Here is a 24,777-nt window from a genome sequence, read left to right as displayed (position 1 = left end):
ACCTCGCCTCTGCCGGCTTCCGCGCCGGTCAGCTCGTTTGGGTCGTCTTTCGGCTCAGGCGCTCACGACACCGCCATCCGCCTCCAGACCCCGATATGTCCCGCCTTTGGTCAGAAGCGCCCAGACGATCCGCGCCATCTTGTTGGCGAGCGCAACGGCTACAACCTTGAAGGGGCGCCGCGCCAGAAGCGCGTTCAGCCATTTCGGTGCTTTGGCATTACCCCTGGCGTGACGCAGAACAGTGGTCGCGCCGAGCACGAGCAAGGAGCGAAGCTCCGGATTGCCCATCTTCGATATTCCGCCCAGCCGCTCCTTGCCGCCACTCGAATGGGACTTCGGCGTCAATCCGAGCCAGGCCGCGAGGTGACGCCCGGATCTAAATCCGTCGGGATCTGGAACAAGCGCCTTGATGGACGCCGCCGTGATCGGTCCAACGCCAGGTATTGTGGCCAGCCGCCGCATATCCTCGTCTCGCCTCGCCTCAGCGACGACCTCACGCTCAAGCTTGTCGATTTGTCGTGCCAGCGCCTCGATCTGGTCGGCAATGGCTGTCAAAGCGAAGCGGGCGGCTTTTGGCAGACGATGGTCGATCTCGTCGCGCACGATCTCGATCAATCCGGCAATTTTCGCCGTGCCTATGCCGGCGATGACGCCCAACTCCGACAGATGAGCGCGCAGCGCGTTGATCGCCTGGGTTTGCTGGCGAACCAGAAGGCCGCGCGTCTTCAGCACCATCGCTGCCGCCTGTTGCTCGGCCGATTTGATCGGGACGAAGCGCATTGTCTTGCGGGTCACCGCCTCGCTGATCGCCTCGGCGTCGGCGGCATCTGTCTTACCCCGCTTCACGAACGGTTTGACATAGGCTGGCGGGATCAGACGCACCTCGTGACCAGCGCCGTGGACTTGGAAAACTTGCTTGGCCAAATCCAGCCCGATGGTGGTAATCTGCTTCACGGAACGGCTCCTACCTTGTGGCGTTGAAATAACGACCACGTTTTAGCACTCTGATGCTGCGGTAGCGGGTCGTTCCACCTCATCATGGTCCAGGGTTTCGCCGGAATGGCCTCGCTGATCGGGTTGACGCTGCTCGCACTGGCCCGGCGGCCGGAACTCCTCCGGCAGGTCGAGGCCGATCGGACATGCCTGCGGCCGCTCATCCAGGAGGTGGCGCGCTGCGATACCGTCACCAGCAGCACCTTCCGTTTCATGGCGCGCGACGGCAGGATTGCCGGACATGAGCTGCGTCAGGGCGATCTGATCATCGTGCTCCTGGCAGCCGCGAACCGCGATCCCGCGCTCAATCCCGAGCCGGATCGCTTCGATATCGCGCGCAGGGACCGCAGATCCCTGGAATTCGGCGCCGGTCGCCATGTCTGCCCCGCGGACAAGGTCGCAGCTCTGATCGTCGAGATCGCGGTCGGGCATCTGCTGACGCGCGGCGTGCCGCTGGAGCGCCTGGAGGCCTGCCTGTCCTATGCCGCCTCGGGGCATGTCCGCACGCCCTTGTTCAAGCGCTGAGTGGCTGTCCGCGAAACGGAACCCCTGAAAGCCGATAGTCCATGCTGCGCCCATGCCAGGCGTCCAGCGGCGGCAACGCGGCACGCACAACATCTCTCGCCGGATCACGCCCTGACGTAACGGCGCTCTTGCCGGCTCGCATGAAGCTGCTAGCATCCGCGTAAGCTCTTCCTGCGCCTACCTTCCCCCGACATTCCAGTGAATCCGACGTTTCTGCGTTCCCTGAGCGAGATGCGGCCCAATGGACAAGAAGCTTACGCCACCTTCGCTCAAGGAAATCGTATCGCAATTGCGATATGACTGGTTCGGCAAGGATGTGCAGCAGACTCCGACCGTCAGCTATGTTTGGACCGCCGATCAATTCGGTCATTTCGGCCTCGGCTTCCAGATCACCTTCCTGTTCAGCTGGATACTCGCCGCCCTCTTCACCGATCTTCCGGCCTGGAAGACTGCGATCATCGCTGCCCTGCTCAATATGCTGCTCTGGATCGTCAAGGAGGTGCTCGACATCGTCCGCGAGCGCCGGCGCCAGGGCCCGCTCTTTCCGTTCAACCGCCGCGAGCTCTGGTGGAATGTCGCGACCGCGCTGTTCTTCATCGGCGCGGGCGCGATCGTCGCCGGCGCCTCGGGGCTCGGCGGCGTCCAGGCCATCGTCGCGCTGCTGGTCATGCTCGTGCCCGCCACGCTGCTGGTGCTCTGGTGGGTGAAGCGCAAGATGACCTTCCAGCAGGTCGGCCTGCCCTTCCTGTTCCGCCTGACCAATCTCTGCTCGACCATAGAAAGGCCGGATCCCGGCTACCGCGACGCGCTGATCGCCCTGTCGGAGCCGCCGACGAAGGGCGCGAACGCGCCGCGTTTTCCGCATGTGCTGCTCACCGGCACGGTCGGCTCGGGCAAGACCTGCCTCGCCTGCGGCATCGGCACCGAATACGCCTTCCGGCTCGGGATTGCGCGCTACACCACCCTGGTGAAGCTGTTCGAGGCCGCGGTCGAGCGCAAGGAAGACGCCGATTCCGGCCACCCGCCGCTCGAGGAACAGGATGGCCGCATCCTCTGGCCCTGGCGCAATGTCGACCTGCTCATCGTCGACGATGTCGATGCGCTCCTGGTCGAGCCGCCGCTGCCGAAGCCGACCACGGCGACTGCGGCCGAAGCCACGGCAAAGCGCCCGGTCGACCAGAGCGCGCTGCGCAGGATCGTCTTCAACCAGCTCGCGATCGTCGGCATCCAACGCTTCCGGACGCGGCGCACGGTCTGGGTCGTCAGCGATCCCAGCGAGGCGGAGGAGTGGCGCAATACCATTGCCGAGGCGCTCGGCCTGCCCGTGGGCGACGACACCGCCCTGCCCGTCATCCGCCTGCTCAGGGACGAAAAGGCGCTCGCCGCGATGGCCAAGACGCGGGCTTAGGCAAGACGAGGGCCTGGGCAAGAGGCGGGGCTGGGCAAGACCGGGGTCGGAGGGAGGCCGGAGCGAGTGGATTGAATCGGACGTCTGGCTCCCGCACGGGCGTCCTACTGGCAGGGAAGACCGACGCGGTCCAACCGGTTAGCGGGCTGCCGGAATGCCGCAGGAGGGTGGCTTCCGGACGTCGAGCGCATCGACACGGCCGGGCCGGATCGCGCCAGAGGAGACGTTCGGTCTCCTTTGCATATTCCGAGCTTTCGAGCTTACGTTCAGTGGCTGTGTCAATGCAGGCTGGTTCAATGCACGAGAACGACCAGAATGCCGGTGGGCTCCGCTTTGACGTCGTCGCGGGGCTTACGGCGGCTGCCGTCGTGCTGCCCAAGGCCATGGCATACGCTACTGTGGCGGGCCTGCCGGTGCAGGTTGGCCTCTACACATCCCTTGTGCCAATGGCCGTCTACGGATGGCTCGGCTCCTCCCGCGTGCTCAGCGTCAGTTCCACCACCACGCTCGCGATCCTGACTGGCGCCCAGCTCGGTGCAGTCGTCCCGGACGGCGACCCGGCCAAGCTGCTCACCGCGACGGCGACGCTGACCGCCCTGGTTGGCGCCTTGTTGCTGCTCGCCAGGCTCCTGCGCCTGGGCTTCCTCGCCAATTTCATCTCGGCACCGGTCCTCACCGGCTTCAAGGCCGGCATCGGCCTCGTCATCCTGCTGGACCAGGCCCCCAAGCTCTTCGGAGTGCACATCACCAAGCAGTCCTTCTTTGCCGACATTCTAAGCGTCGTGCGCGCGCTTCCGGAGACGTCGCTGCTCACTGCCGCAGTGGCGGCGGCGACCGCGATCGTTCTGATCGGGATGGAGCGTCTGAAGCCGCATTCACCCGCCCCACTCATCGCAGTGGCCACCGCCATCGCAGCGTCATGGATCTTTCACCTGGGCGCTCAGGGTGTCTCGACCGTAGGGCATATCCCGCAGGGCCTTCCCTCAGTGACGCTCCCCGATCTTGCGTTGGTGCAGCAACTGCTGCCGGGAGCGCTCGGGATTGCCCTGATGAGTTTCACCGAAACCATTGCTGCAGGCCGGGCTTTCGTTCGACCTCGCGATCCTCCGATCAATGCCAATCGCGAGCTGGTGGCGACAGGCGCAGCCAACATTGCCGGCTCCTTGCTCGGCGCGATGCCGGGCGGCGGCGGCACGTCGCAAACGGGCGTTGTTCGCGCGGCGGGCGGGCGAACCCAGGCTGCCTCGCTGGTGACAGCGGCGGCGGCCCTTGCAACCATGCTCCTGTTCGCACCTTTGCTCGGGCTCCTTCCGAATGCCACGCTGGCAGCCATCGTCATCGTCTACTCCATTCCGCTTATCCAGCCGGCGGAGTTCAACGCCATTCGCAAGGTGCGCAGGATGGAGTTCGGCTGGGCGATCGTCGCAACCATTGGCGTCCTGATCTTTGGAACCCTTCAGGGTATCGTCATCGCGGTCATCCTTTCGCTGATCGGCCTGGCCAGCCAGACATTCCATCCCCGGATTACGGTCATCGGCCGCAAGCGCGGAGCCGACGTGCTCCGCCCTCTCGATCCTGAAAACCCTGATGACGAAACCTTCGAGGGGTTGTTGATCCTGCGGCCGGAAGGGCGGCTCTTCTTCATCAATGCCCAGGATGTGGCTGACCAGATCACCGCTCTTGTTGGTCAGCATAAGCCGCGGGTCCTCGCGCTCGACTTCAGCCGCGTTCCAGACATCGAGTACTCGGCCCTCCAGATGCTGCAGGAAGGCGAGAAGGGCATGACGGAACGGGGTGTCATCGTCTGGTTCGTGGGCCTCAATCCTGGCGCGCTTGAGGTCATTCGCCATGCAGGTTTGGACACGCTGCTCGGCCCGGACCGGTTGCTCTTCAACGCACGCGCCGCCATCGAACGCTACACGGCGTTGAACGCGCTATCGGCAAACGCTGCCGGATTGGTTCCTGACCCAAAGGCGTGAGAGGCCGATGTCCAATCGGCTTTGTCGACATACGATCCCGAGCCTGCATCTGCTCCAGCGATGCAATCCATCGGGCCAAGAGCATACTGAGGAAGGCGCATTCAACGGCCGGCAATCGGAGAATTTCGAATGACCAGTTCCAACGATGTGCAGAGGACAATCATCCGCAACAAGCTCCTCGGCAGGTGGGCCGCCGAGAAATTGGCACTCACGGGCCGGGACGCCGATGCCTATTCGGATGACCTCGCCAGAAGCACGGTCGATCCCGAGCGCAGTGACGTGTTCAGCAAGATCCGCAAGGACTTTGACGCCGCAGGCGTGGCCCAATCGGACGAGCAGATTCTACGCGTCATGACCGAATTCATGCTCAAAGCAGGGAGCCTCATGCCGACAACGCGGGGTGGTTCCCGCGATGCTGCAGCGGTGATGCTCGCACGCAATCTCCAGTCGGGCTGAGGCCGGCTGTAGATTGGCTGGCGACGGCGGTTCCGGCCTGGGCGCGGGTGCGCGGATCAGGCCTCCCGGACCAGGAGCACGTCCGCATCGACGCCCCGGAGCACGCCTTCGGCATGGCTGCCGATCGCATCCTGCACCAGCCCCCGACTGCGATGCGCGCCGACGACGACGAGACTGACGCCGGTCTCCTGCACCTGCCGCTTGATCACATTGACCACAGCCCCATCGTCCAGGACCAGCTCGATGCGATCCCGCACGGCCTGCGGAAGCTCTGCGGCCGCCAGGAACTCCGCCATGTCCTCGGCAGCCTCGGAGTGCAGATGTTCCGCCGCACCTTCGACCTTGTAGCGACCGGTCGTCGCCTGCGGGTTGACGTGGAGCAGCACGAGACGTGCCGTCGGAAAGAGCGCGGCGGCGGTCAGCAAGGCCGCGCGCGAGCACTCGGAGAAATCGGTGGCGACGAGGATGCGGTCATAGGGGCGCTCCGCCCGCTTGCGGACGACCAGCACCGGCACGGAGGCATGGCGCACGATATGGTCGACCGCCGTCCCGGTGACATAGTCGCCGAGGCTGTTGAAGCGCGCGACACCGGTGATGATGACGCCGCTGCCGCGCTCCACCGCCAGATTTGCCAGCACGCTCGGAGCCGAGCCGACCCGGACGACGAACTCAGCCTGCGCCGCCGTCGGCGGCAGCTCGGCGCGCAGCCGCGCCATCGTTTCCGCCAGGTTCGGAACCGCGTCCTCGAGGACATGGGCGATGGCGAGCCTCGCCCGCCATGCCTCGGCAAGGCGCAAGGCGCGTTCGAGCGGGCGATCGGCCCTGGCCGAAAAATCGCTGGCGAACAGGACTTCAACGGGAGGCGCTTTGCTCGTCTCTGCCATGTGAACACCTCACTCCGGAATCGCGATGATCTCTTTGGCGCCTTGGATAGCATGCCGGTCTGCCGCGATCATCCGGCCGCCCCAGCCGGCGCAGGTTTGTCTCCTTCGATGCGCCGGGCGACGTGACAGCCGAGAGGGACTGCCAGGCGCCCGACCGGAGCCCGCTATCCCCTCGCCGCGGCCTTTCAGTTGCCCCAGTCGACAATGGTGAGATCAAGCGGCAGCGCGCGCCGGATCGCCAGAGGGGGCACGAGCGGCGTCAGGCTGACAGGCGAGCCGGTTTCCGCCGCCCGATCGAAATCCGCAGTGCCCGCCAGATCGACCGCCTTCACCGTGGCGGCCTCGAAGACATAGGGCAGGCCATTGGCGAGAAGTGGCGAGGGCCCGTCCATGACATGCAGGTGCAGATGCGGCTCCGAACTGTTGCCGGTATTGCCGACCGCGCCGATGACATCGCCGCGGCGCACCCTGTCGCCGGTCCTGACGCGGACGCTGCCGGGTTGCATATGGGCGTAGAGCACGAAGGCGCCACCGCCGATATCCAGCACCGCGAAATTGCCGTCGGCCTCGCCGATCGGCAGCCCGTCGGGAAGCGCTCCGGGGACCTGATCGGCAAGATCGGCACGCATATCGACGATGGTGCCGTCGCTCACCGCCAGGATAGGCTGGCCATAGATGTGATAGCTCGCGACCTGCTTCCTATCGCCCGCGAAGAGTCGGCCATCCCCGCCAAGCTTCTCCCAATCGATGGCAAAGCGCTGGGCGAGACGAAAGGCGCCGTTCAGCGGCAAAAGGGCCCGGACATGCCGGGTGGAATCGCAGCAGCCGTCGCCCGCGATATAGTTTTCGCCCCAAAGCGGCGGCCCCAGAACCGGGGGCGCCGCTGTCGTGACTGCGGTCGCGCCAAGCTGGATCGCGGCATCCGCCTTGAACTGATCGAACCAGGCATCGACCTTATGCGTCAGCCGCTGCGGTGCCGCGCGCCCCTGCGGCAGCGCGATGTGGAGAAAGGCGACCCCGTATTGATAGCCGCCCAGCTCCGCCGACTCATTGCCGCGCCGGCCACCGGGGGAGAAACGCCGCGCGATCTCGGCCTCGTCTAGCGTCGAGAGCGGCTCCTTGTCGTCGTCGCCATAGAGCGTGAACCGCTTCATCACGACGCGCTCGCCGGTCACATTCGAGAGCTGCAACTCGTAGACGATATGCTGACGACCATCGGAGCCGAGCACGGGCTGCGGCGCGAACAGGACCTTGCCGATGAGCCCCGTCAACGTCACGCCATGCTGCGGGGTGGCAGCGGATTGCGCCCGGGCCGTGCCCGACAAGGACAGCGGGACCACGACGGCGATTGCCGCAAGACGCATCATTCCGGTCAATGGGTACATCGCAGCGTCCTGTTGCGGATTTCGGGGGATCAGGCGGGCGCCAACCGGTCGAGCGTCAGCTCGATATCGGTGAAATCCCTGGGGGCGGCTTCGCAAAGCGCGGAGGTCGAATGCATGCCGAGCGCGGTGAGGATGCTCGCCGCGAGGTCCCGCCTGGCGGCATCGGCGCGGTAACCCAGGCCGGCCAGCTCATGCTCGATTCCGTCCGCGTCCGCATCGAGATAGCCCATGCGCGCGGCCAGATCTTCGATGCTGCGGCCATGCGCCCGCACGAACAGGATGCGGCAGGCGACAGCGCGGGCATTGGGATCATGGACTGCCGCGCCGCTGAGAATACCGCCGATCAGATTGGCGGGCGGAGTGGGCACGTTCAGCGCCAGGAAAAACAGGCGGTGCGTATAGGAACATGTCAGGGCGCTTTGCGCGGTTCGCCCGTCGCTGAGCAGCTGCCCCTCCATCGCGACCGGGCGGTTGAACAGGCTTTCGCAGTAGCTGATCTGCAATTGCTGCATCGCATCGGCGTAGACCCGCATCGCGCCGATGATCAGCCGGCCCGCCTCGACACGCGACCAGGCCGGCGAAATCGCGAGATAGGTTCCGGCCAGCCAATGCTCGCCGGGCTGTCGTGCCCCCGCCCGGGTGGGAGATGGGGTGACCGGGCCCGGCGCCGGCACCGGCCGCAGACCGGCCTCGCCCCGGAGCGTCGCAAGCACGGTTTCCGGCACGCCGAAGCGGGCGCAGATCGCGTGCTGGAACTCCTCGAACGAGGACGAGGCCAGGAAGGGCGCCGTCAGCGCACCGCCGAGCACCCTCGCCCAATCCTCATAGACGCTGGAGGTGCGCGGCATCGCCTTGCCCGAGAGCCATTTGTAGGCGTTCTGGGTGACGAACAGGGTGGCCGGATTGACCGCCGCAAAGCGCGCGCAGAGTTCCTTGTTGGTTGGGCAACCCAGGGCGAGCGCGGTGAGTTTCAGCTTCAACGCGAGGTTGAACCAGGATTTTTCGAGGGGCTGCTGGCCGATCTCCACGCCAAAATGGTTCACGGCCGCCCCCAGGGATTGCCCCGCCCTCGCGGAGTGATCCCGGCCGATGCTAGTGGACCGCCGGGCGCGACACCAGCACGGCAGGCGGAGTTGGTTTAAATTGCGCTGCGGTCCCCGACCTGTCTCCGGCTTCCCGGATCGTTCAAGGCCGGGACGTCGCTGTTCAGTGCTGTGCAGCGCCCTGGAGAGCCTGCCGGCGCGCCGCGATCATCCACTGCCCCGAGCTTGCCGGGGACGAGCCTGTCATTCCAGCGGCTGCCCCCGTTCAAGAGACGGCTCCCCGGCCGCGCAGATGTTCCGTCCGGCTTCCTGAAGAGGCCGAACGGAACGCCTGAGGCTGCCTACTCCGCGTAGGATTGCGTCGCCCAGGCGGCCTTGAGCTTCGGTGAGACCTGGGCGCCGAAGGGGCCGAACCACTTGTTGAACAGGGTTTCGGCCTCGCCCGACTTGAACATCTTCGCCATGGCGTGATTGACGATCCAGAGAACCGTCGGGTTGAGCTTGGGCACCATGAAGCCCTGCGGCGCATAGCCGTATTCGGTACCGACGATGGTCAGGGCGTCCGGGTTCTTCGACTGCCGGATCAAGCTGTAGAAGGCGCCGTTGTCACTGAAATAGGCGTCGGCACGCCGCGTCTCGACAGAGATCAGCGCGGCAGCGTGGTCGTCGACATTCTGGATGCGGATGTTGAGGCCCTTCTCGGCGATGAGCTTCTTCAGGTCAGGCTCGCTGCTGCCGCCGGTGGCGACTGCGACGATCTTGCCGTTCAGATCCTCGTATTTGGTGATGCCGGAATTCTTCAGGACGAGCAGCTGGCTCGACGAGACATAGGAGACCGAGGAGAAATCAACCTGCTTGTTGCGGCCGAAGGTGTTGACCGTACCGCCGCATTCGAGATCGACCGTGCCGTTGGCGACGAGCGCCTGGCGGTTCTGGATGCTGACCGGCACGTATTTGACCTTGAGGTCGGGCAGCTTCAGCTCCGCCTTGATGTCCTCGATGATGCGCTGGCAGAACTCGACGGAGTAGCCGGACGGCTTCTTGTCATTGTCGAGGAAGCCATAGGGGTAGAGCGTTTCGCGAATCCCCATGGTGATGGTGTTGGTGTCGCGCAATTTCTTGACGATCGCGTCCACCTCCTGGGCCTGGGCCGTGGCGGCCAGGCCGAAGGCCAAGAGGCCGCCGATCGCAGCGACAAGGTTCCGTCTCATGTTCTTCTCCCCTTTGTAGCGATTGCCCGAGCACCGGCCGGTGTGCGGGAGTTCTAGAATCCAGTGCGGGCCCGTTCCCGCAGCTGTGCGCTGCTCATCTGCTCGAAGCCGAGCGCGGGCAGCAGGTCGTTATCCCCGACGAAGTCGCGACCATAGGCGGCAGACAGCATGGTCAGTCCAGCCTCGTGCAGCGTCGCGGGCTGCCCGGCGAGCCGCCCGAGCAGGACCGTCGGCAGCAGGCCGAAGGGCGCATCCTCGAGCACATAGCGGCTGGTCAAGGTCGTCGGGCCGAAGCCGCCATTGCCGCGCTGATGCAGCTCCGCATTCATCTCGGCGATGCTCGCGACCGGCAGCTGGTAGGAAAAGGCGTAATGCTCCTTGATCGTCCGCACCGAGACGTCAAAAGCCTGCGCGATCGCCAGGCGCTCCGCGTCGAGCAGCTCCATGACACGCCCGACCGCCGGCGTGACGTTCTCGGCCTGGCCCCAGCGTTCGCCGCGCTCCATCCGGGTGAGGTTGAACAGCRCGATCGCAAGATGGTTCTGCGGGTTGAGATTGCTGAGCGCGATCGCGAGCAGCCCGTCGCGCTTGACGAAGCGATCGCCGAACAGGGCGGTGCAGAGCGCGTGGCCCTCGTCGAGCCCGGTTTCCGGCACGGTCGCGATGTCGATCTTCGAGCGCAGCGAATTGACCGCGGCCTCGGTCGGCGAGGCCTTGCGCCCCGTCGTCAGCGTCGTGCCCCAGGCGATGATCGGCGCGCGGATGCCGCGCGCGGCCAGGAGCCGCGAGAGATAGAGCGCCCCGAAGGAGGCGTGCGAGCTGATGATGACCGGCTGCCCCTCGCGCAGATGCTCGGCGGTCGCCTCCAGCGCCATCTTGTGCGCGTTGCCCGGCATGGCCAGCATCACCACGTCGGAACCGGTCACGGCCTCCTTCGCGCTATGGGCGATGCGGGGATGGAAACTCGCCTCGATCGCGCCGCTGGCCCGCAAGGGGGCCCCCGCCGCCAGCTCGGTCGTGCCCTGGCCGGAGGGCGACCAGAGCATGGGATCATGCCCACTGACCGAAAGCTGGGCGGCAGCGCCATAGGCGGCGGCGCCTGCTCCAAGGATACTCACGCGCATGGGATTTGGGCCTTTGGATCGGGGGAGGATAAGGGGCGGCGGCGAGCCGGCGCGGGAGCCGGGACCTGCGGGGGTCCAGGCCTCACGGCGGCCCGGTTGAATCCACTATAACGGAACACGCTCAAGTAGAACCTCGCTCCTGCCGGACCTTCTGGTAGAGCAGAACCATCAGGCCGCGGGCCGGCTGATCRAGCTCGTTGCAGATCGAGTGGGGCACATCCACGGGATAGCGCGCCGTCTCGCCGGCCTTGACCGGATAGCGCGAGGACCCGCTCGCAATGACGAACTGGCCCGACAGGACCGTGAAATGCTCGACCGCGCCCGGCGCATGCGCGGCGCTGTCGAGCCGGCCATGGCCGGCGATCTCGACATCGTACCATTCGACCGTGCCGGCCAGGCTCGGCGGGCTGAGGATGCGCAGCTGGCAGGAACCGTCGGCACTGCGGATCTCCGGCGTATGCTCCGGCGGGACGATCTCGATCGCGCTGCCGCCGGGCGAGGATTCGCTGCCTTGGAGGAGTGCGGAAATCTCGATCTGCAGCCCACGCGTCAGGCTCCAGAGCACCGCGAAGGTTGGATTGGCCTCGCCCCGCTCGATCTGCGACAGCATCGATTTCGACACGCCGGAGACGGCTGCGAGCTGCTGCAACGTCAACCCCCGCGCCTTGCGCTGGCGCTGGAGGATCGGTCCGATCTGGGGGGCGCTCAGCTCTGTCATGCCGCCGGCCTAGTGAGTCAGGACCTTGGTCAGGAACTGCTTGGCGCGCTCTGTCGCAGGGGCGGTGAAGAACTGCGCCTTGGGCGTGTCTTCGAGAATCTCGCCGCCATCCATGAACAGCACCCTGTCGGCCACGCGCTGGGCGAAGCCCATCTCATGCGTCACGACCATCATGGTCATGCCTTCGAGCGCCAGCTCCTGCATCACCTCCAGCACCTCGTTGATCATTTCGGGATCGAGCGCCGAGGTCGGCTCGTCGAACAGCATGGCGGCCGGGTCCATGGCGAGCGCGCGTGCGATGCCGACGCGCTGCTGCTGGCCTCCGGAGAGCTGGCTCGGCCGGCTCGTCATCTTGTTGCCGAGCCCGACCCGCATCAGGATCTTCTCCGAGCGCTCATCGGCTTCGGCCCGGGAGCGCTTCAGGACATGGATCTGCGCCAGGCTGACATTCTCCAGCGCGGTCATGTGCGGATAGAGCTCGAAGCTCTGGAAGACCATGCCGATGCGCGAGCGCAGGGCCGGTAGGTCGGTCTTGGGATCGGACACCGAGACGCCGTTGACGGTGATCGTGCCGCGCTCGAACGGCACGAGGCCGTTGACGCATTTGATCAGCGTGCTCTTGCCCGAGCCCGACGGGCCGCAGATCACCACGACCTCGCCCTGGCGCACGGTTGCCGAGCAGCCACGCAGGATCTGCAGCTTGCCATAGGATTTGTGCACGTCCTCGACGGCGATCATGTCGTGCGGCCCTTCCTGTAGAACTCGACCGCCTTCGTCGCCGACAGGCAGATGATGAGATAGACGACGGCGACCAGCGTATACATTTCGGTCGGCCGCCCATCGCGCGAGGCGACGATGCTGGCTGTCGTCAGGAAATCGTGCAGTGCCACGACATAGACCAGGGACGTGTCCTGGAAGACGATGACGATCTGGTTCAGGACCAGCGGCATCATCGCCCGCAGCGCCTGCGGCATGACGATATGCCGCATCACCTGGCTGCGACGCAGGCCGGTGGCGAGGCCGGCTTCAGCCTGCCCCTTGCGGACATTGGCGATGCCCGCGCGGATGATCTCGCAGTAGAAGGCGGCCTCGAACATCACGAAGGCGATCAGCGCCGACATCAGCGAGCCGATCGGCCGTCCGATCGCCAGCGGGATCAGGAAATAGAACCAGAACAGCACCAGCACGAGCGGCAGGGAGCGCATGACGGTGACATAGGCCGCAGCCGGCACCGCGATGAAGCGATGGGTCGACAGCCGCATCAGGGCGAGGCCGAAGCCGAGCACCAGCCCGCCCACGGTCGCGACCAGCACGAGCAGCGCGCTCAGCGCCATGCCCTCGGCGAGAAAGCTCCAGGAGCGGGCGATGACGCCCCAGTCGAAATCGTTCATGTCGCGGCCTTCCGCAGGGCCGAGCCGCCGATGCGGTCGTCGATGAGGCGCATCAGCGCCGTCACGCACAAGCCGATGACGAGATAGCCGACAGTGGCGAAGGTGAAGGCCTCGAGCCCCTGGAAGGTATAGTTCTCGACATGGCGGCTCTGCGCCGTCAATTCGAGGACACCGATCGTCAGGCTCAGCGATGACAGCTTGATCGTGATCAGGAATTCGGAGGTCAGCGGCCCGACGATGGCGCGAAGACCGAGCGGCAGCACGACCAGCCGGAAGGCCTGGACAGGACGAAGCCCCGTTGCCAGCGCGGCCGGCAGCAGCGGATTTCCGACCGCCTCGATCCCGGCCCGGACCTGCTCGGCGACGCGCGATCCGGCGAACAGGCCGATCGCGACGACCGCCGTGACGAACTCAGGGTAAGGCAGATCGCGCTTCAGCCAGAGCCCGATGGTTTCGGGCACGATCTCGGGCAGAACGAAGAACCAGAGGAAGAGCTGGACCAGCGGCGGGATATTGCGGAAGACATCGATATAGATGCCCGCGACCAGGCGAGCGCCACGAGCCGGCAGGCTGCGCGCAATGCCAACGCCAAGACCGATCGTCAGCGCCAGGACCCAGCTGACCAAGCTGATGGCCAGCGTCCATTGCACGCCGCTCCACAGCCACTCCCAATAGGGCTCCTGCAGGAGGATGGACCAGTTCCAGCGGTAATTCATGCCGCGGATGCACGGCTAAGCCGTGATCCAGGGACCGCTGCCATCCACCGAGTCCCCATCGAATCCCTCCCAAGATTCCACTATACCGGAATGATGAGAGCGGCCGTCGGGGATTGTCAACAGGCCGTCATGATATTGAGCCATGCGAAGCGCAACTGGCCATGGCAATGACCGGCCGGCCGCCATGCAAAATCCGTGGGGCGCGGACATAGCGTCCTTCCAGTGGCCGGAGTGCCCTCCTGGACCGGCAGTTCACTGACCTCTCCCCTCATTGCACGGCGGAGGAGCCCTGTGCTGAAACCGACCGGTTCGCGATCATCGGCCTCGGACGCTTCGGGATGCGGCGCATGGCCCAGGCCGTCGGCGATCACAGCGAGGCGCGGRACTGGCGCGACACCATCCTACCCCGGATCGACCGTCTTCACGCCGCGCGGACGGAAACCACAGCCTCCGCGTCCGAACCGGGTCACGCTGAAAACTGGCGCGCGAGGCCGCTGGTGGCAGCCGCGCGCGCCTTCTGGATGGCCCCGGAACGATCGGGGCATGATCAAATCGAAATTGGAAATGAATGATCGATATCGGGCGACGAAATACACTCTACTGAACCACGTTGAATATCAACAATATGATAATATAATCACAATAGTTTATGTTTCTACCAATATAGACGGTAAGTAACATGTACTATATGAAGATCTATTCTTTCTGCCCCCGTTTTGCCCCCCCATTTGAAATTGCCGCCCAGCACCATTGTCGAACTGTCCGAGCTCGTATGTGATGAAGATCACATACGAGCTCGGGTTTTTCAGGTGACACGGACGGGTGAGACTGAGCGGCTGAGCCTGCCTGGAATCCTGGCTACATCCTCGAGCGGGAGAGATTGCAATGTCAGGCCGGTCGCTCCAAAGGCCTCTGCTCTTGCCCTTGTTCTCGTTTGCATGCGTCGCCTTGGTGGCGGCGACCTCTGCGATCGCGGCGGACGCCCCGCAGCACAGGACATTTCAATCGCGGACCTGCCCGGTCTGGGACAAGGACCTGCATCATCTGCTCGACTGGAGCGAGGCGTTCAGCATCCACACGCCTGAACTGCGCCTGAGCATTCGCGCAGAAGCCCTCAAGCTTCGCGAGAGATGCCTGCGCGATCTCAGCATGGCCTCGCTCAATCGCTACGTCATGCTGATGAAGCTGCTTTACGATGACGAAGCGGACGAGGTGGAATCCTACAATTGAGACGCTAAGGACGCTGGAGGCGAAATACCTCCCTGGGCGCGCGCGGCATGTCCCTGGCGCGAATCGCTCGAGACGTCGCCGCCGGGGCGCCGACCGAAGGCGAGAAGGACCGCGCGGCGGGAGATTGACCTACATCACACTGTCATATGTGGGGAGCGTCGATCCCTGGCCAACAGGGACCACAACCATGCGCCATATAGCATTCGCTCTTCTGACAGCCGCCACGCTGGCTTTCTCTCCCGCCCATGCCGAGGATGCGAAACCCTTCGCGACCGGCAAGACGATCGACCTCACAGCCGTCCTGACGCCGCCCCCGGCGCCGGACTCCGTCCAGACGAAGGCCGAGATCGGTGAGGTCCTCACCATTCAGGTTACGCGCGCGCCCGAGATGGAAGCGCTGGCCCAGGCCGATGCCGTCGAGGATGTCTGGCGCTTCGCCGACGTGATGGGCCCGGCCTTCAAGACTGAGGCGCTGCCCGTCTTTTCGGCCTTCTTCGATCGGATCGTCGCGACCGAGGGCGCGGTGGTCGATCCGGCCAAGGCAGCTGGAAGCGGCCGCGGCCGCATCAGGCGAGCCCGCTGGTCAAGCCTGTGGTGAAGGTCTCGAATTCCGGCGCCTATCCCTCCGGCCACACCACCGTCGGGACCTTGATGGGCATCGTGCTGTCGAACATGGTTCCGGAAAAGCGCACCGAGATCATGGAYAGGGCCTGGATCTATGGCTGGAACCGCGTGATCGGCGGAATCCATTATCGCTCCGATATCGACGCCGGCCGCATCGCAGGCTCGGTTATCGCAGCGCGCATTATGGAGCAGCAGGACTTCCAGACCGAGTTCGCCGCCGCCAAGGCGGAGCTGCGCAAGGTGCTCGGCCTCTGAGCGATCAGCGAGAGACGGGTTCGGCGGCGGGTCTCTCCCCTTCCGAACCCGCGCCAGCCGATCGGCCAGCAGACGAAGCCGTCACAGCGCCATCCAAGAAGAGCGCCAGCAGCGCGGCATCAAGCTGCCTTACGATGACGAAGCGGACGATGTGGGATTCAACGATTGAGACGGCGCCGATCTGGCTCCGTCCTGGCGACCGGCATCGCTGCGTGCCGCGTCCCGCTCGGCCGGCACGACGACCCACTCCAGTGGATCATGCTCCATCGCGCGCACGACGATCGACCAGGCAGCGCTGTTCCGTCCAGCTCCCCTCCTTGTCGTTCTGGCCAACTCGGCGCCCACGAGCATCGGGTTGACGACCGGCCCTTCAAGCAGTCGCCAGACCTCGTACATCTCGCGCCACAGCGTTTGAGAACTGCTCTCGGGACCTGGTACGCTGCGACGGATCAGCTTGACCACCAGCGACCATAGTTCGTTGATCACGACGAGGGTGTAGATGCCCAACAGCCATATGCCGGTTGTTGTCCAATCAAAGTGGAAGGCCGCCCCTATCCCCAACAGAGGCACAACGATAAAAAAGGCGGCAGACGCCAATTGCAGCTGGAAGTCGGCCTTCCATTCGAGCTTCCGAAGCTTCTCGAGGTTGCCGCGGGCCCTCAAATAGCGACCCCGGCGCCATGGATCCCCCGGTTCTTCTGCTTTCTTCACCGCTTCCCCGAACCTAGACAGTTCGTGCGTCACGATCGCATCGACGAGCATCCAATCGAGGACAGGGTGCCGCATCCACGGTTGCGCCAGATAGTCTGCGACGCAGCTGTTGAACTGGTCCTCGCGGAGCCAGGTCTGATAGCGGCTTTCGTAGCCCTCCACGTACCCGCGGCCCGGATCGCGCCGCTGCCACATCACACGCTCGGCAGCCTTCCGGGCCTGGTCTTCAGCCGGGCTGCCCCACCACCACTGATGTTTGCCGTCGCTCAGCGCCGCCTGCGCCCTCCTGAGGACTGTGTATGACTGATGGAGACGGTCCGAGTATGCCGAGCCGTCGCCGCCTGTCTTGATCGTTTCGGCAAGCGCCCGGATGGCGAGCTGTGTCATGAGCCAGCGCATCTGATGCGCATCGAAGTCCTCCCCGGGCGAAAGGCGGATGTCGATCCATCGCGTTGTGTAGGCGATTGCCTCCGGCACCGACAGCGCTTCGCCCCGGCCGGACGGGATCGGCACGGGCCTATATTGCGGCAGGATGTCAGCGCTCAAGTCGTTGCACCAAATCCGGGGCGACGCCGACAGGGATGGGCGGCAGCGTGTTGACCCCGCGCTCACGKGCGACAGACCTCAGCTTGCGCGGCGACATGCCGAAGCGCTCCTTGAAGGTGTGGTTGAACTGCGCCTCACTGCGAAAACCGAAGGAGTAGGCGATAGCGCCCAGCGTCTCGCCGGCGCGATCGTCGCCATTGATCGCCTCATAGCAGCGCTGCAGCCGGCGTACCGCTTCCGCACCCGCAAGCATCTCCTCGCTCTGCGCGACGGACGCGGCCGCCTCCTCGACAGTCATCAGCCGCCCTTGCCCGCTTTTCGCGTCGCCGGATCTGCTTCGCCGCACGCAGTATCAAGAGATTGCAGACGCAGCGTCAAGTACACCGAAATGTCCCACATTGGACTTCGTCAGCTTTGCTGCGACGGTCCTCGGCGCGGCGAAACTGCCGGGGTTTCATGCGCGACCATCTGCACCGTGCCTTGCGCCGGATGACGGCCCGGATCGAGCACGCACTCGAACGGCGCCGGGCTGGAGGCCGGGCTCGGCGTGGTGATGGCGATTGCGATCGTCCCGCCGGGCGCAGCGGGAGGGACGATCGCGGATCTGGGTCAACACCGCCGGGGCGGCTCAAGCCCCCGCACGAAGCCCCCGTCAGGTCTGCTGACCCGCGGGTGTTCCCTGGTGAAAGACCATCTGCCAGCGGCCCTCGATGAACCGCCAGACCGAGCTTCGCAGCGTGTGCCGCTCCTCGCGGCCATTCGCGACGCGAAAACTCAGATAGGTCAGCAGGACCACATCATCGGCCAGGGATCGAAGAACGAAATCCCTGGCTGCCGGCACCTCGACCGTCTGGGCATTGCCCTCGGCAAGACTTCGGATCACCTCGGTCTTGTCATGGACGCCGCCGGAGCGGCCGAATTTGACGAAACTGTCAGCCAGAAGCCGATCAAGGGCTTCCGGAGAGGTTCGAACCGACGGCTTGAACAGCTCTTCCTCCAGCCCCCTGATCAGGTCGAGATCCTGTTTCACCTTGCCCTCCCCGCGCCGCCCTGCCCGACCGATGTCGCATTCGCGAATGCCGAGATCTGTCCGGCGTCGCGGAGATAGACCACCGGGACATGAGCGGCCGTCGCGACCCGCTCGCGCTCGATATGCGGTCGCTTGTCCCTATCGAAGGCCCAGACATATCGGAGGAAGCCGAGGAATTCCGCATCCAGCTTTTCGGTGCAGCCATCGGGGAGATCGGGCCGCGGCCGGTTCAGGATGCTGCGCCAGAGGACGCGGGCCAGGCAGGTCGTCCGCGGGGTGTCGAGCCAGATGACGATATCGGCGCGCGGCAGCCTCAGTTCGAAGGTCTGGCGGGAGTAGTTGCCCTCGCAGATCCAGGCATCGCCGGACACGGCGTCCCGCACGCGATCCCGAAAGAGCCCGGGCTCGGCCTTTGTCCAGCCAGCCTCCCAGAACAGCCGGTCGAGATGCACGACCGGCAGCGCGAGGCGCTCGCCCAGTGCTCGCGCGAGCGTCGACTTGCCGCTGCCGGCATTCCCCAGGATCACGATCCGTCGCATCGGCGCAGGCCATTCCTCTCGTTTCGACCTGCTCATACACCAAGGCGTGGACTCATCAGCGCGCAGGCGCGAAGGCTGCGAATGGTCGTGGCCGTATCCACGGCTCGCATCACCTCACCCATCACCGCAACTCCCGCGGCGCCAGCCTCGATGCAGAGTGGCGCGCGGTCGCAGGTGATGCCGCCAAGGGCCACGACCGGCAGGCCGATCGCCGCCCAGCGCCGCAGCACGGTCAGGCCCAGGGCGGGGCCATAGCCGGGCTTGCTCGCCGTCGCGAAGATCGGGCTAACCGTGACATAATCGGCGCCTGCGGCTGCTGCCGCCCGGACATCGGCCTCGTCATGCGCGGAAACGCCGATCAGCGCGGAGACGCCGAGCACGGCGCGGGCCGCGGAGATCGCCCCAGCCGACTGCAGATGGACGCCCCGCGCCCCGACCCGGGCGGCGAGATCAACATCACCGCCGATCGTCAGGACCGCATCCGCCATGCTCACGAGCTCATGCAGCTGCTGCGCCAGGCTGCGGCGTTCCGGCTGATCGAGATCGCGATCGCGCAGCCAGATCCAGCGTGCCCCGCCGGCGAGCGCCGCAGAGACAAGCTGCGGCAAAGGCTTCACGGCCTGATGCCGGTCGGTGACGACGAGCAGCCGGTCGGGCAGCCTGTTCACGACCCCACAAGCCCGAGCTGCGGGCTGGACGGCTGAGCCCGCCCACGCCGCGGAATGCGCCCCCCCAGGCGGGCGTTCCAGCCGGCCTCGACGGCGCGACGCATGGCGAGTGCCATTCGCACCGGATCATCGGCCTTGGCGACGGCGGTGTTGAGCAGAACCCCGCTCGCGCCGCATTCCATGGCGATCACCGCGTCGGAGGCCGTGCCGATGCCGGCATCAACGATCACCGGCACGGGCGAGCGGGCACAGATCAGCTCGAGATTGGCCGGATTGGCGACGCCCATGCCCGAGCCGATCAGCGACCCCATCGGCATCACGGCGGCGGCCCCGAGATCAGCCAGGCGAGCGCAAATCACCGGATCGTCGTTGCAATAGGGCAGGACGACGAAGCCCTTGTCGACGAGCTGCCGCGTCGCCTCGATCAACTCGCCGACATCGGGATAGAGTGTGTCGCGATCGCCGATCACCTCGAGCTTGATCCAGTTGGTGCCAAGCGCCTCGCGTGCAAGCTCGGCGGTGAGGATCGCGTCGCGCGCGGTTTCGCAGCCTGCCGTGTTGGGCAGGAAGCGGCGGCCGGCAAGCAGGCGCACCGTGTCGGAGCCATGCCCCTGCAGCGAAATGCGACGCAGGGAGAGCGTGACAAGGTCCGAACCGCTGGCCTCGATGGCATCGACCATGATGCGCTGGCTCGGATAGCCGGCCGTGCCAATGAGGAGCCGCGACGACAATGCCGTGCCCGCGATGGTAAGGGCCTCGATCGGAGTGCTCATGTCAGCCCCCTGCGAAGGCACGGATGATTTCGACGCGGTCGTTGCGCGACAGAGGCGTCTGCGCCCAGTCGACCTGCCGGACCACGGTGCCATTGAGCGCGATCGCGAAGCCCTGCGGCCCCGGCAAGTCCATCTCGGCCGTCTCCTCCTGCCAAAGCGCCGCCAGATTCTCCGCTGCGCTCTCGCGGTCCTTGCCATTGATGATGAGTTTCATGAGGTTGCCTCCAGACAGGGGGTGAAGCGCGCCTGGCCGAACGCCGCGGCCGGTCCCGTGATGCGATCCTCGATGAGGAGTTGCTCGATCGCGGCTGCCGTGACGGGGGCGAGCAGATAGCCGTTGCGGTGATGCCCGGTCGCAACGAGCAGGCCCGCTATCCCCGTCTCGCCAAGGATCGGCGCATCGTCGATCGAGGTCGGGCGGAAGCCGGACCAGATCGCCTCGACCGGCATCTCCTCGATCGAGGGCAGTGCGCGCCGGGCGCCGTCGAGCAGGGCATAGACGCCGCCAGCGGTCACGCTGTCGTCGAAGCCGCGTTCTTCCATGGTGGCGCCGACGAGGAGAGTGCCGTCGCTCTTGGGAGCGAGATGCACCTGCTCGGTCCAGACGACACGCGCGAGCGTGCCGGTCTCGGGCGTGCTGCGCAGGGCGAGTGACTGGCCCTTGAGCGGGCGGACGGGGATGTCGAGCCCCTGAAATCTGGTCCAGGCGCCGGCGGCCGCAATCACGATCGGGGCCTTGCAGAGCCCGCGCGGCGTCGAGACGCCGAGAGCGCGACCTCCGGCCAGCTCCGGCTCGGCCTCGCAGGCTTCGACCAGGTGCGCTCCGGCCGCGAGACAGGAGCGTCGCAGCGCCGCCATGACGCGCGGCGGATCGACCTGATGGTCGGCCGGGCAGAGAATGCCGGCCACGACCGAGGGCCTCAGCCCGGGCTCGCGTTCGCGGCATTGCGCCCCGCCGAGCCATGCAGCCTCAACCTCGGCGCGCCGCTGCATGTCATGGCGGAAACGCAGGCGCTCGACCTCCTCACGCCCCAGCGCGACCAGCAGGACACCGTCCCGGCGATAGTCGATGCCGAGCCCGCTATCGGCTTCGAGCTCGCGCGCAAAACCCGGCCAGAGCCGCTGGCTTTCGAGCGCCAGTGGCAGATGCTCCTCGCCGCCCGGCTCCAGCTCGGCGGCCGCAGCCAGCATGCCGGTCGCGGCAAGGCTTGCCCCTTGTCCGATCGTGCCACGCTCGAAAACGGTTACATCAAGGCCGCGCCGGGCCAGTCGCCAGGCGATGGACAGGCCGATCAGGCCACCGCCAATGATGGCGATATCGGTGGAGGCCGGCACCTCGCAGGCGACGAGCCCAGGATCGGCTCCGGATCGACGAAGGGTGGTGTGTGGCGGGCCTCGCATAGGCAAACTCCTCGCCCCGCTCGGGGAAGGAGATCTGGCAGCCTCTCGGCTGCCGGCAAGTGCCGCGACGCTCCATCCCTCCGCCGGTATCAGCCGGATCAGGTTCGAAGGATTTCCGCGCGCCTCTCCGGGGAACACCCGGTCTGCCAGCGGTTTCTCAGCCCCTTGCCGGGGATCTCCCTGGAATGCGCGCAGTCTGGAGCCGGGGCAGCAGCTAGGTCAAGAGCCAACCCGACACAAACGCCAGGGGGACCCAGGCTGGCGGGCCATGGCCTGCCGATACCAATAGCCAGCATCGGCTGTTGCGCCCAAGGCAGGCGCAACGGCGGAACGTTCCGCTCCTTGAGCCGTTGCGACCTCATTGCCGCGACAAGAAGGCGGTTCAGGAGAAGCCCAGTGCCTGCAGACGCGGAAAAGCCGGTTGTTCTCGTCGTCGACGACGAACCCATCATCAGGATGTATGCGGCCTTGCTCGTCGAGGAGGCCGGTTACCTCGCCGTCGAGGCAGCGACCGCAGACGAGGCCCTGGCCATTCTCGAGCAACGCGACGATGTCCGCATCCTCTTCACCGATGTCGAGATGCCAGGTTCGCTGAACGGCCTGCAACTGGTCGAGGTCGTGCGCGAGAAGTGGCCGCCGATCGCCTTGATGGTGACCTCAGGCCACGTCCGGGTCGATCCGCAAAAATTGCCAGAGCGGGCCCGCTTCTTTCGAAAGCCCTATTCCGAGAGCGAGATCATCAGGACGCTGAAATCCCTGCCAGCCAGCGCCTAGGCGCGCCTGACCGAATGGGCGCGAAGGAAACGGGCGATATCGCCCGCGCCGGGGCGGGATCGTGACAGAGCCCAGGAATCGGGCTTGAAACGGGCTTTCCGTGCGCGATCGAGGGGTTTGTATCCTTCGTGACGGCGCCGACCGGAGATCCCGAGATCTGCTGCCATTCGCCTGCGTGCAAGCCGAAGAGGCACTGCGCACAACTCGTAAACCAGCTGGAGAACTGGTAGGATCGCAGGCGGGCGACGCTTTCCGATTGCTGGGCGGTCACAAGCATGCGGAAATTCGACTACTACGACACCGTGTTGGTACCGTGGTATTCGGAAGATGACTTTCCTGCCTTGCTGGACATGGTCGGGAAGGACCCGAGAATCCCCCGCTCCTACCCCGAATGGAAGCGCCAGGTCGCCGCGGCGACAGAGTTGCTTCTGGCCAAGGGCAAGATCGTCCAGATCATCACCATTCGCCCCGCCGACTATCTGGAGTGGCTGCAAACACCCATCGCAGCAACACGGTTGCGGCACGGCTGCGCTATCTGAAATGGCTGGCCACGCAAAACGGCCAGAGGGCGACCGTCCTTCCCTTGCCGGCAAGGCTGCTGTCCGACGCCGGCGGCGAGGGCTAGCTGCACAGGGTTCGACCCTGCCAGGTCACAAGGGGCCTGCCCCCCTCATACGGTCGCGCCTGGCAGCGAGCGCCCTTGGCGGCCCCAGAGGAAACAGGCAATGGCGGCTGCTTGCACCACGGAAGCGACCGCAAACAGCGCTGCGCCATCGAAGCTCGACAGTCCAGATGACGACATCGTCCGTAAAGCGCCGAACACGGCCGGCGCAAAGGAATAACTCGCCTGTCCGATAGCAACGATCAGTGGAACGACGCGGGCAACGTCTGCCTTGCCGAATTCGACCTGTGCGATGAGCGGCGGCAGGGATGTGGCATTGCCAATACCTGCACCGAACAGAATAACGCCGATGATCATCAGCGTTGCGTTGGCATCGCCCGCGATCAGGAAGGTCAATGACCCGCCGATCTGGACCGCATAGCTCGCGCAGGCGACGAGGCGGCGGTCCGCCGAGGCAGGCATGACGAGGCCGACCACCGTCCTGCCTGCGATCGCGGCGATCGTTGCGCCGCCCATGGCCAGCCCGGCATTTTGAGGCCCGATCGCCGGGACGAGCAGGGAGAACAGATGGGCGAGAAGGCCGATCTGGGCGAACAGACCCAACGCCATCCCTGCCGCCAGCGTCAGGAAACGACGGTCCCGCCACAGCGATCCCTTTGGCATGGCCGCCGCAGCCGAAGCGCTGACCGCAGCCGGACCTGCGTCTGGCCGAATGCCGTCAGGAAACTGGCTCAGTCGCTCGGGAGTCTTTGAAAACACAAAAATCGACAGAGAGAGAATAGCGGCGATCATCGTCACGCCGACCACGATCGCCGCCTTGAGAAAACCGATGGCGAGGATGAGAGCGACCCATAGAGGTGAGAAAATCACGCCGCCGATACTGGCTCCGTTATAGGCCATCGAGAGAGCCGCAGGGCGAGAACTCACGAACCAGGGGGAGATGATCGCGTTAACCGCTGCGGCGCCCATCGCAACCCAGCCCACGCCGCTCAACAGAGCTGCGCAGAAGAGTTGCCACGGCTCGCTGGCCATCGCCCAGCCGACGACCCCGGCAGCAAGCAAGGCCGCCCCGAGAGCCGTCACCACGGGAACACTCAGGCTTCGATAGAGGCGCGGCAGATTGGCGATGACGACCGCTCCGACCAGAAAGTGCAGGGTGACAGCCGCTGAGACCAAGGCCACCGACCAGCCGGTCCGTTCGACGACGGTTTGCAGGTAGATCGGCGGCCCGTAGAAACCGACGCCCCACCCGAATACCGCCAGAACAAAGGTCGCAGCGACGATATGCCAGCCGAAGAACGGTGGCTTCGCTGAAAGAGAGGACATGATGAAGCTCCTGACGCGGCTCAGGCGCTTATGGCAGCATCGGGCGGATAAATGCTTCGGTCCCGACCGTAGCATTCCCCAAAAAGCTTCGGCGATGATCCCGCCTGCAACACTGAGGCCGGACCATTCGACAGCCCTGGCGCTGATCCGGGAAGACGGGTGAAGCCGTGGCAGCGCCCCTGCCCCGCGCGGAAAACCCGGCCTCGATCCGGCTCAGGTCTTGCCTTCGACCCAGCGCCCAATCATCTGGTACTGCACCTTCGCCTGCTGGTACTCGCGGTAGAAGTTGAGCAGGTCGCGCAAGGGACTGGAAAGGCGCTCCAGGCCCGAGATGAAGGCGACGACGGTGCCGATCGTCGTCTGCCCTTGGATCACCATCCAGCCACCGACGATGAGAACCATCAGCGGACCGATGGCATTCGCGACGTTCAGCAAGGTCTTGAGC

29 protein-coding genes, 1 pseudogene and 1 riboswitch are annotated in these 24,777 nt (G+C 65.5%); of the genes and pseudogenes, 10 read left to right on the top strand and 20 right to left on the bottom strand.

The annotated features are described in order from the left end of the window. Positions 1-54: 54 nt before the first annotated feature. Positions 55-954, bottom strand: coding sequence for an IS110 family RNA-guided transposase (locus AC1D34_RS13385; protein WP_476824467.1), 900 nt, complete (start codon positions 952-954; stop codon positions 55-57). An 84-nt stretch (positions 955-1,038) separates the two neighbouring features. Here AC1D34_RS13385 and AC1D34_RS13380 point away from each other — a divergent pair, with 84 nt between their 5' ends. The 4 genes from AC1D34_RS13380 to AC1D34_RS13365 all read left to right on the top strand — a co-directional run bounded on the left by AC1D34_RS13380 (position 1,039) and on the right by AC1D34_RS13365 (position 5,361). After that, positions 1,039-1,518, top strand: coding sequence for a cytochrome P450 (locus AC1D34_RS13380; protein WP_476824466.1), 480 nt, complete (start codon positions 1,039-1,041; stop codon positions 1,516-1,518). Positions 1,519-1,759: 241 nt separating this feature from the next. Next, entirely contained in the window at positions 1,760-2,926 is a 1,167-nt protein-coding gene (locus tag AC1D34_RS13375; RefSeq protein WP_441506900.1) for a hypothetical protein, read from the top strand. A 296-nt stretch (positions 2,927-3,222) separates the two neighbouring features. Then, complete coding sequence (locus AC1D34_RS13370; RefSeq protein ID WP_476824465.1) at positions 3,223-4,905, top strand: SulP family inorganic anion transporter; 1,683 nt, start codon at positions 3,223-3,225, stop codon at positions 4,903-4,905. 129 nt (positions 4,906-5,034) lie between these two features. Then, a complete protein-coding gene (locus AC1D34_RS13365) occupies positions 5,035-5,361 on the top strand; it encodes an ATPase inhibitor subunit zeta (protein WP_441506902.1) in 327 nt (108 codons plus the stop codon). Positions 5,362-5,417: 56 nt separating this feature from the next. Here AC1D34_RS13365 and AC1D34_RS13360 read toward each other — a convergent pair whose 3' ends face one another. The 9 genes from AC1D34_RS13360 to AC1D34_RS13320 all read right to left on the bottom strand — a co-directional run bounded on the left by AC1D34_RS13360 (position 5,418) and on the right by AC1D34_RS13320 (position 13,833). Continuing rightward, positions 5,418-6,245 (bottom strand): universal stress protein, encoded by an 828-nt coding sequence (locus AC1D34_RS13360; RefSeq protein ID WP_476824464.1) that lies wholly within the window; start codon positions 6,243-6,245, stop codon positions 5,418-5,420. Positions 6,246-6,430: 185 nt separating this feature from the next. After that, positions 6,431-7,630 carry a M23 family metallopeptidase gene (locus AC1D34_RS13355; protein ID WP_476777291.1) on the bottom strand — a complete coding sequence of 400 codons (1,200 nt, stop codon included), beginning with the start codon at positions 7,628-7,630 and terminating at the stop codon, positions 6,431-6,433. A 29-nt stretch (positions 7,631-7,659) separates the two neighbouring features. After that, on the bottom strand, positions 7,660-8,673 hold the full coding sequence (locus tag AC1D34_RS13350) for a hypothetical protein (protein ID WP_476824463.1): 1,014 nt from the start codon (positions 8,671-8,673) through the stop codon (positions 7,660-7,662). A 341-nt stretch (positions 8,674-9,014) separates the two neighbouring features. Further along, positions 9,015-9,884, bottom strand: a complete 870-nt coding sequence (locus AC1D34_RS13345; protein ID WP_441492918.1) for an amino acid ABC transporter substrate-binding protein — start codon at positions 9,882-9,884, stop codon at positions 9,015-9,017. A 53-nt stretch (positions 9,885-9,937) separates the two neighbouring features. After that, positions 9,938-11,008, bottom strand: a complete 1,071-nt coding sequence (locus AC1D34_RS13340) for an NAD/NADP octopine/nopaline dehydrogenase family protein (RefSeq protein WP_476824462.1) — start codon at positions 11,006-11,008, stop codon at positions 9,938-9,940. Between the two features lie 121 nt (positions 11,009-11,129). Then, positions 11,130-11,726, bottom strand: coding sequence for a helix-turn-helix domain-containing protein (locus AC1D34_RS13335; RefSeq protein WP_441492916.1), 597 nt, complete (start codon positions 11,724-11,726; stop codon positions 11,130-11,132). A gap of 9 nt (positions 11,727-11,735) precedes the next feature. Continuing rightward, the gene (locus tag AC1D34_RS13330) at positions 11,736-12,464 is read right to left on the bottom strand and encodes an amino acid ABC transporter ATP-binding protein (RefSeq protein WP_476777288.1); all 729 of its coding nucleotides are present in this window, start codon (positions 12,462-12,464) and stop codon (positions 11,736-11,738) included. Beyond that, positions 12,461-13,117: an amino acid ABC transporter permease gene (locus AC1D34_RS13325; RefSeq protein WP_441492914.1), complete on the bottom strand. Its 657-nt coding sequence runs from the start codon at positions 13,115-13,117 to the stop codon at positions 12,461-12,463. Before AC1D34_RS13325 ends, AC1D34_RS13330 begins: the two co-directional genes overlap by 4 nt. Further along, a complete protein-coding gene (locus tag AC1D34_RS13320) occupies positions 13,114-13,833 on the bottom strand; it encodes an amino acid ABC transporter permease (protein ID WP_441492913.1) in 720 nt (239 codons plus the stop codon). The genes AC1D34_RS13325 and AC1D34_RS13320 overlap by 4 nt, the downstream gene beginning before the upstream one ends. Before the next feature lie 347 nt (positions 13,834-14,180). On the opposite strand from AC1D34_RS13320, the gene AC1D34_RS13315 reads away from it, so the two are divergent. The 4 genes from AC1D34_RS13315 to AC1D34_RS13300 all read left to right on the top strand — a co-directional run bounded on the left by AC1D34_RS13315 (position 14,181) and on the right by AC1D34_RS13300 (position 15,942). Further along, positions 14,181-14,405: a hypothetical protein gene (locus AC1D34_RS13315; RefSeq protein ID WP_476824461.1), complete on the top strand. Its 225-nt coding sequence runs from the start codon at positions 14,181-14,183 to the stop codon at positions 14,403-14,405. A gap of 379 nt (positions 14,406-14,784) precedes the next feature. Then, positions 14,785-15,063, top strand: a complete 279-nt coding sequence (locus tag AC1D34_RS13310; RefSeq protein WP_441492911.1) for a hypothetical protein — start codon at positions 14,785-14,787, stop codon at positions 15,061-15,063. Positions 15,064-15,250: 187 nt separating this feature from the next. Then, positions 15,251-15,661: a phosphatase PAP2 family protein gene (locus AC1D34_RS13305; RefSeq protein WP_476824460.1), complete on the top strand. Its 411-nt coding sequence runs from the start codon at positions 15,251-15,253 to the stop codon at positions 15,659-15,661. Further along, entirely contained in the window at positions 15,655-15,942 is a 288-nt protein-coding gene (locus AC1D34_RS13300) for a phosphatase PAP2 family protein (protein ID WP_476824459.1), read from the top strand. Before AC1D34_RS13305 ends, AC1D34_RS13300 begins: the two co-directional genes overlap by 7 nt. Positions 15,943-16,071: 129 nt before the next feature. On the opposite strand, the gene AC1D34_RS13295 is transcribed toward AC1D34_RS13300, so the two are convergent. From AC1D34_RS13295 to thiO, 8 genes are all read right to left on the bottom strand, one after another. Then, positions 16,072-17,199, bottom strand: coding sequence for a hypothetical protein (locus AC1D34_RS13295; protein ID WP_476824458.1), 1,128 nt, complete (start codon positions 17,197-17,199; stop codon positions 16,072-16,074). Beyond that, positions 17,189-17,497 carry a helix-turn-helix domain-containing protein gene (locus AC1D34_RS13290; RefSeq protein ID WP_476824457.1) on the bottom strand — a complete coding sequence of 103 codons (309 nt, stop codon included), beginning with the start codon at positions 17,495-17,497 and terminating at the stop codon, positions 17,189-17,191. The genes AC1D34_RS13295 and AC1D34_RS13290 overlap by 11 nt, the downstream gene beginning before the upstream one ends. A gap of 354 nt (positions 17,498-17,851) precedes the next feature. Next, the gene (locus AC1D34_RS13285; protein WP_476824456.1) at positions 17,852-18,229 is read right to left on the bottom strand and encodes a nuclear transport factor 2 family protein; all 378 of its coding nucleotides are present in this window, start codon (positions 18,227-18,229) and stop codon (positions 17,852-17,854) included. Beyond that, on the bottom strand, positions 18,226-18,768 hold the full coding sequence (locus AC1D34_RS13280; RefSeq protein WP_476824455.1) for a P-loop NTPase family protein: 543 nt from the start codon (positions 18,766-18,768) through the stop codon (positions 18,226-18,228). The genes AC1D34_RS13285 and AC1D34_RS13280 overlap by 4 nt, the downstream gene beginning before the upstream one ends. A 32-nt stretch (positions 18,769-18,800) precedes the next feature. Next, complete coding sequence (locus AC1D34_RS13275) at positions 18,801-19,436, bottom strand: thiamine phosphate synthase (protein WP_476824454.1); 636 nt, start codon at positions 19,434-19,436, stop codon at positions 18,801-18,803. Next, positions 19,433-20,209, bottom strand: a complete 777-nt coding sequence (thiG, locus tag AC1D34_RS13270) for a thiazole synthase (protein WP_476824453.1) — start codon at positions 20,207-20,209, stop codon at positions 19,433-19,435. The genes AC1D34_RS13275 and thiG overlap by 4 nt, the downstream gene beginning before the upstream one ends. A gap of 1 nt (position 20,210) precedes the next feature. Next, a complete protein-coding gene (gene thiS, locus AC1D34_RS13265) occupies positions 20,211-20,423 on the bottom strand; it encodes a sulfur carrier protein ThiS (RefSeq protein WP_476824452.1) in 213 nt (70 codons plus the stop codon). Further along, positions 20,420-21,610, bottom strand: coding sequence for a glycine oxidase ThiO (gene thiO, locus AC1D34_RS13260; RefSeq protein WP_476824451.1), 1,191 nt, complete (start codon positions 21,608-21,610; stop codon positions 20,420-20,422). The genes thiS and thiO overlap by 4 nt, the downstream gene beginning before the upstream one ends. Before the next feature lie 58 nt (positions 21,611-21,668). Continuing rightward, positions 21,669-21,801: riboswitch (TPP riboswitch) on the bottom strand. Positions 21,802-22,006: 205 nt separating this feature from the next. Here thiO and AC1D34_RS13255 point away from each other — a divergent pair. Both AC1D34_RS13255 and AC1D34_RS13250 read left to right on the top strand, forming a co-directional pair. Beyond that, positions 22,007-22,384: a response regulator gene (locus AC1D34_RS13255; protein ID WP_476824450.1), complete on the top strand. Its 378-nt coding sequence runs from the start codon at positions 22,007-22,009 to the stop codon at positions 22,382-22,384. Positions 22,385-22,659: 275 nt separating this feature from the next. Then, positions 22,660-22,923, top strand: coding sequence for a hypothetical protein (locus AC1D34_RS13250; protein WP_476824449.1), 264 nt, complete (start codon positions 22,660-22,662; stop codon positions 22,921-22,923). A 131-nt stretch (positions 22,924-23,054) separates the two neighbouring features. Here AC1D34_RS13250 and AC1D34_RS13245 read toward each other — a convergent pair whose 3' ends face one another. After that, complete coding sequence (locus AC1D34_RS13245) at positions 23,055-24,332, bottom strand: MFS transporter (protein WP_476824448.1); 1,278 nt, start codon at positions 24,330-24,332, stop codon at positions 23,055-23,057. A gap of 213 nt (positions 24,333-24,545) precedes the next feature. Beyond that, a pseudogene (locus AC1D34_RS13240) lies at positions 24,546-24,777 on the bottom strand (hypothetical protein); the annotation flags it as partial.

Source organism: Allobosea sp. P1_A7 (genome assembly GCF_056406775.1).
This window is presented reverse-complemented; position numbering and strand designations above follow the sequence as displayed.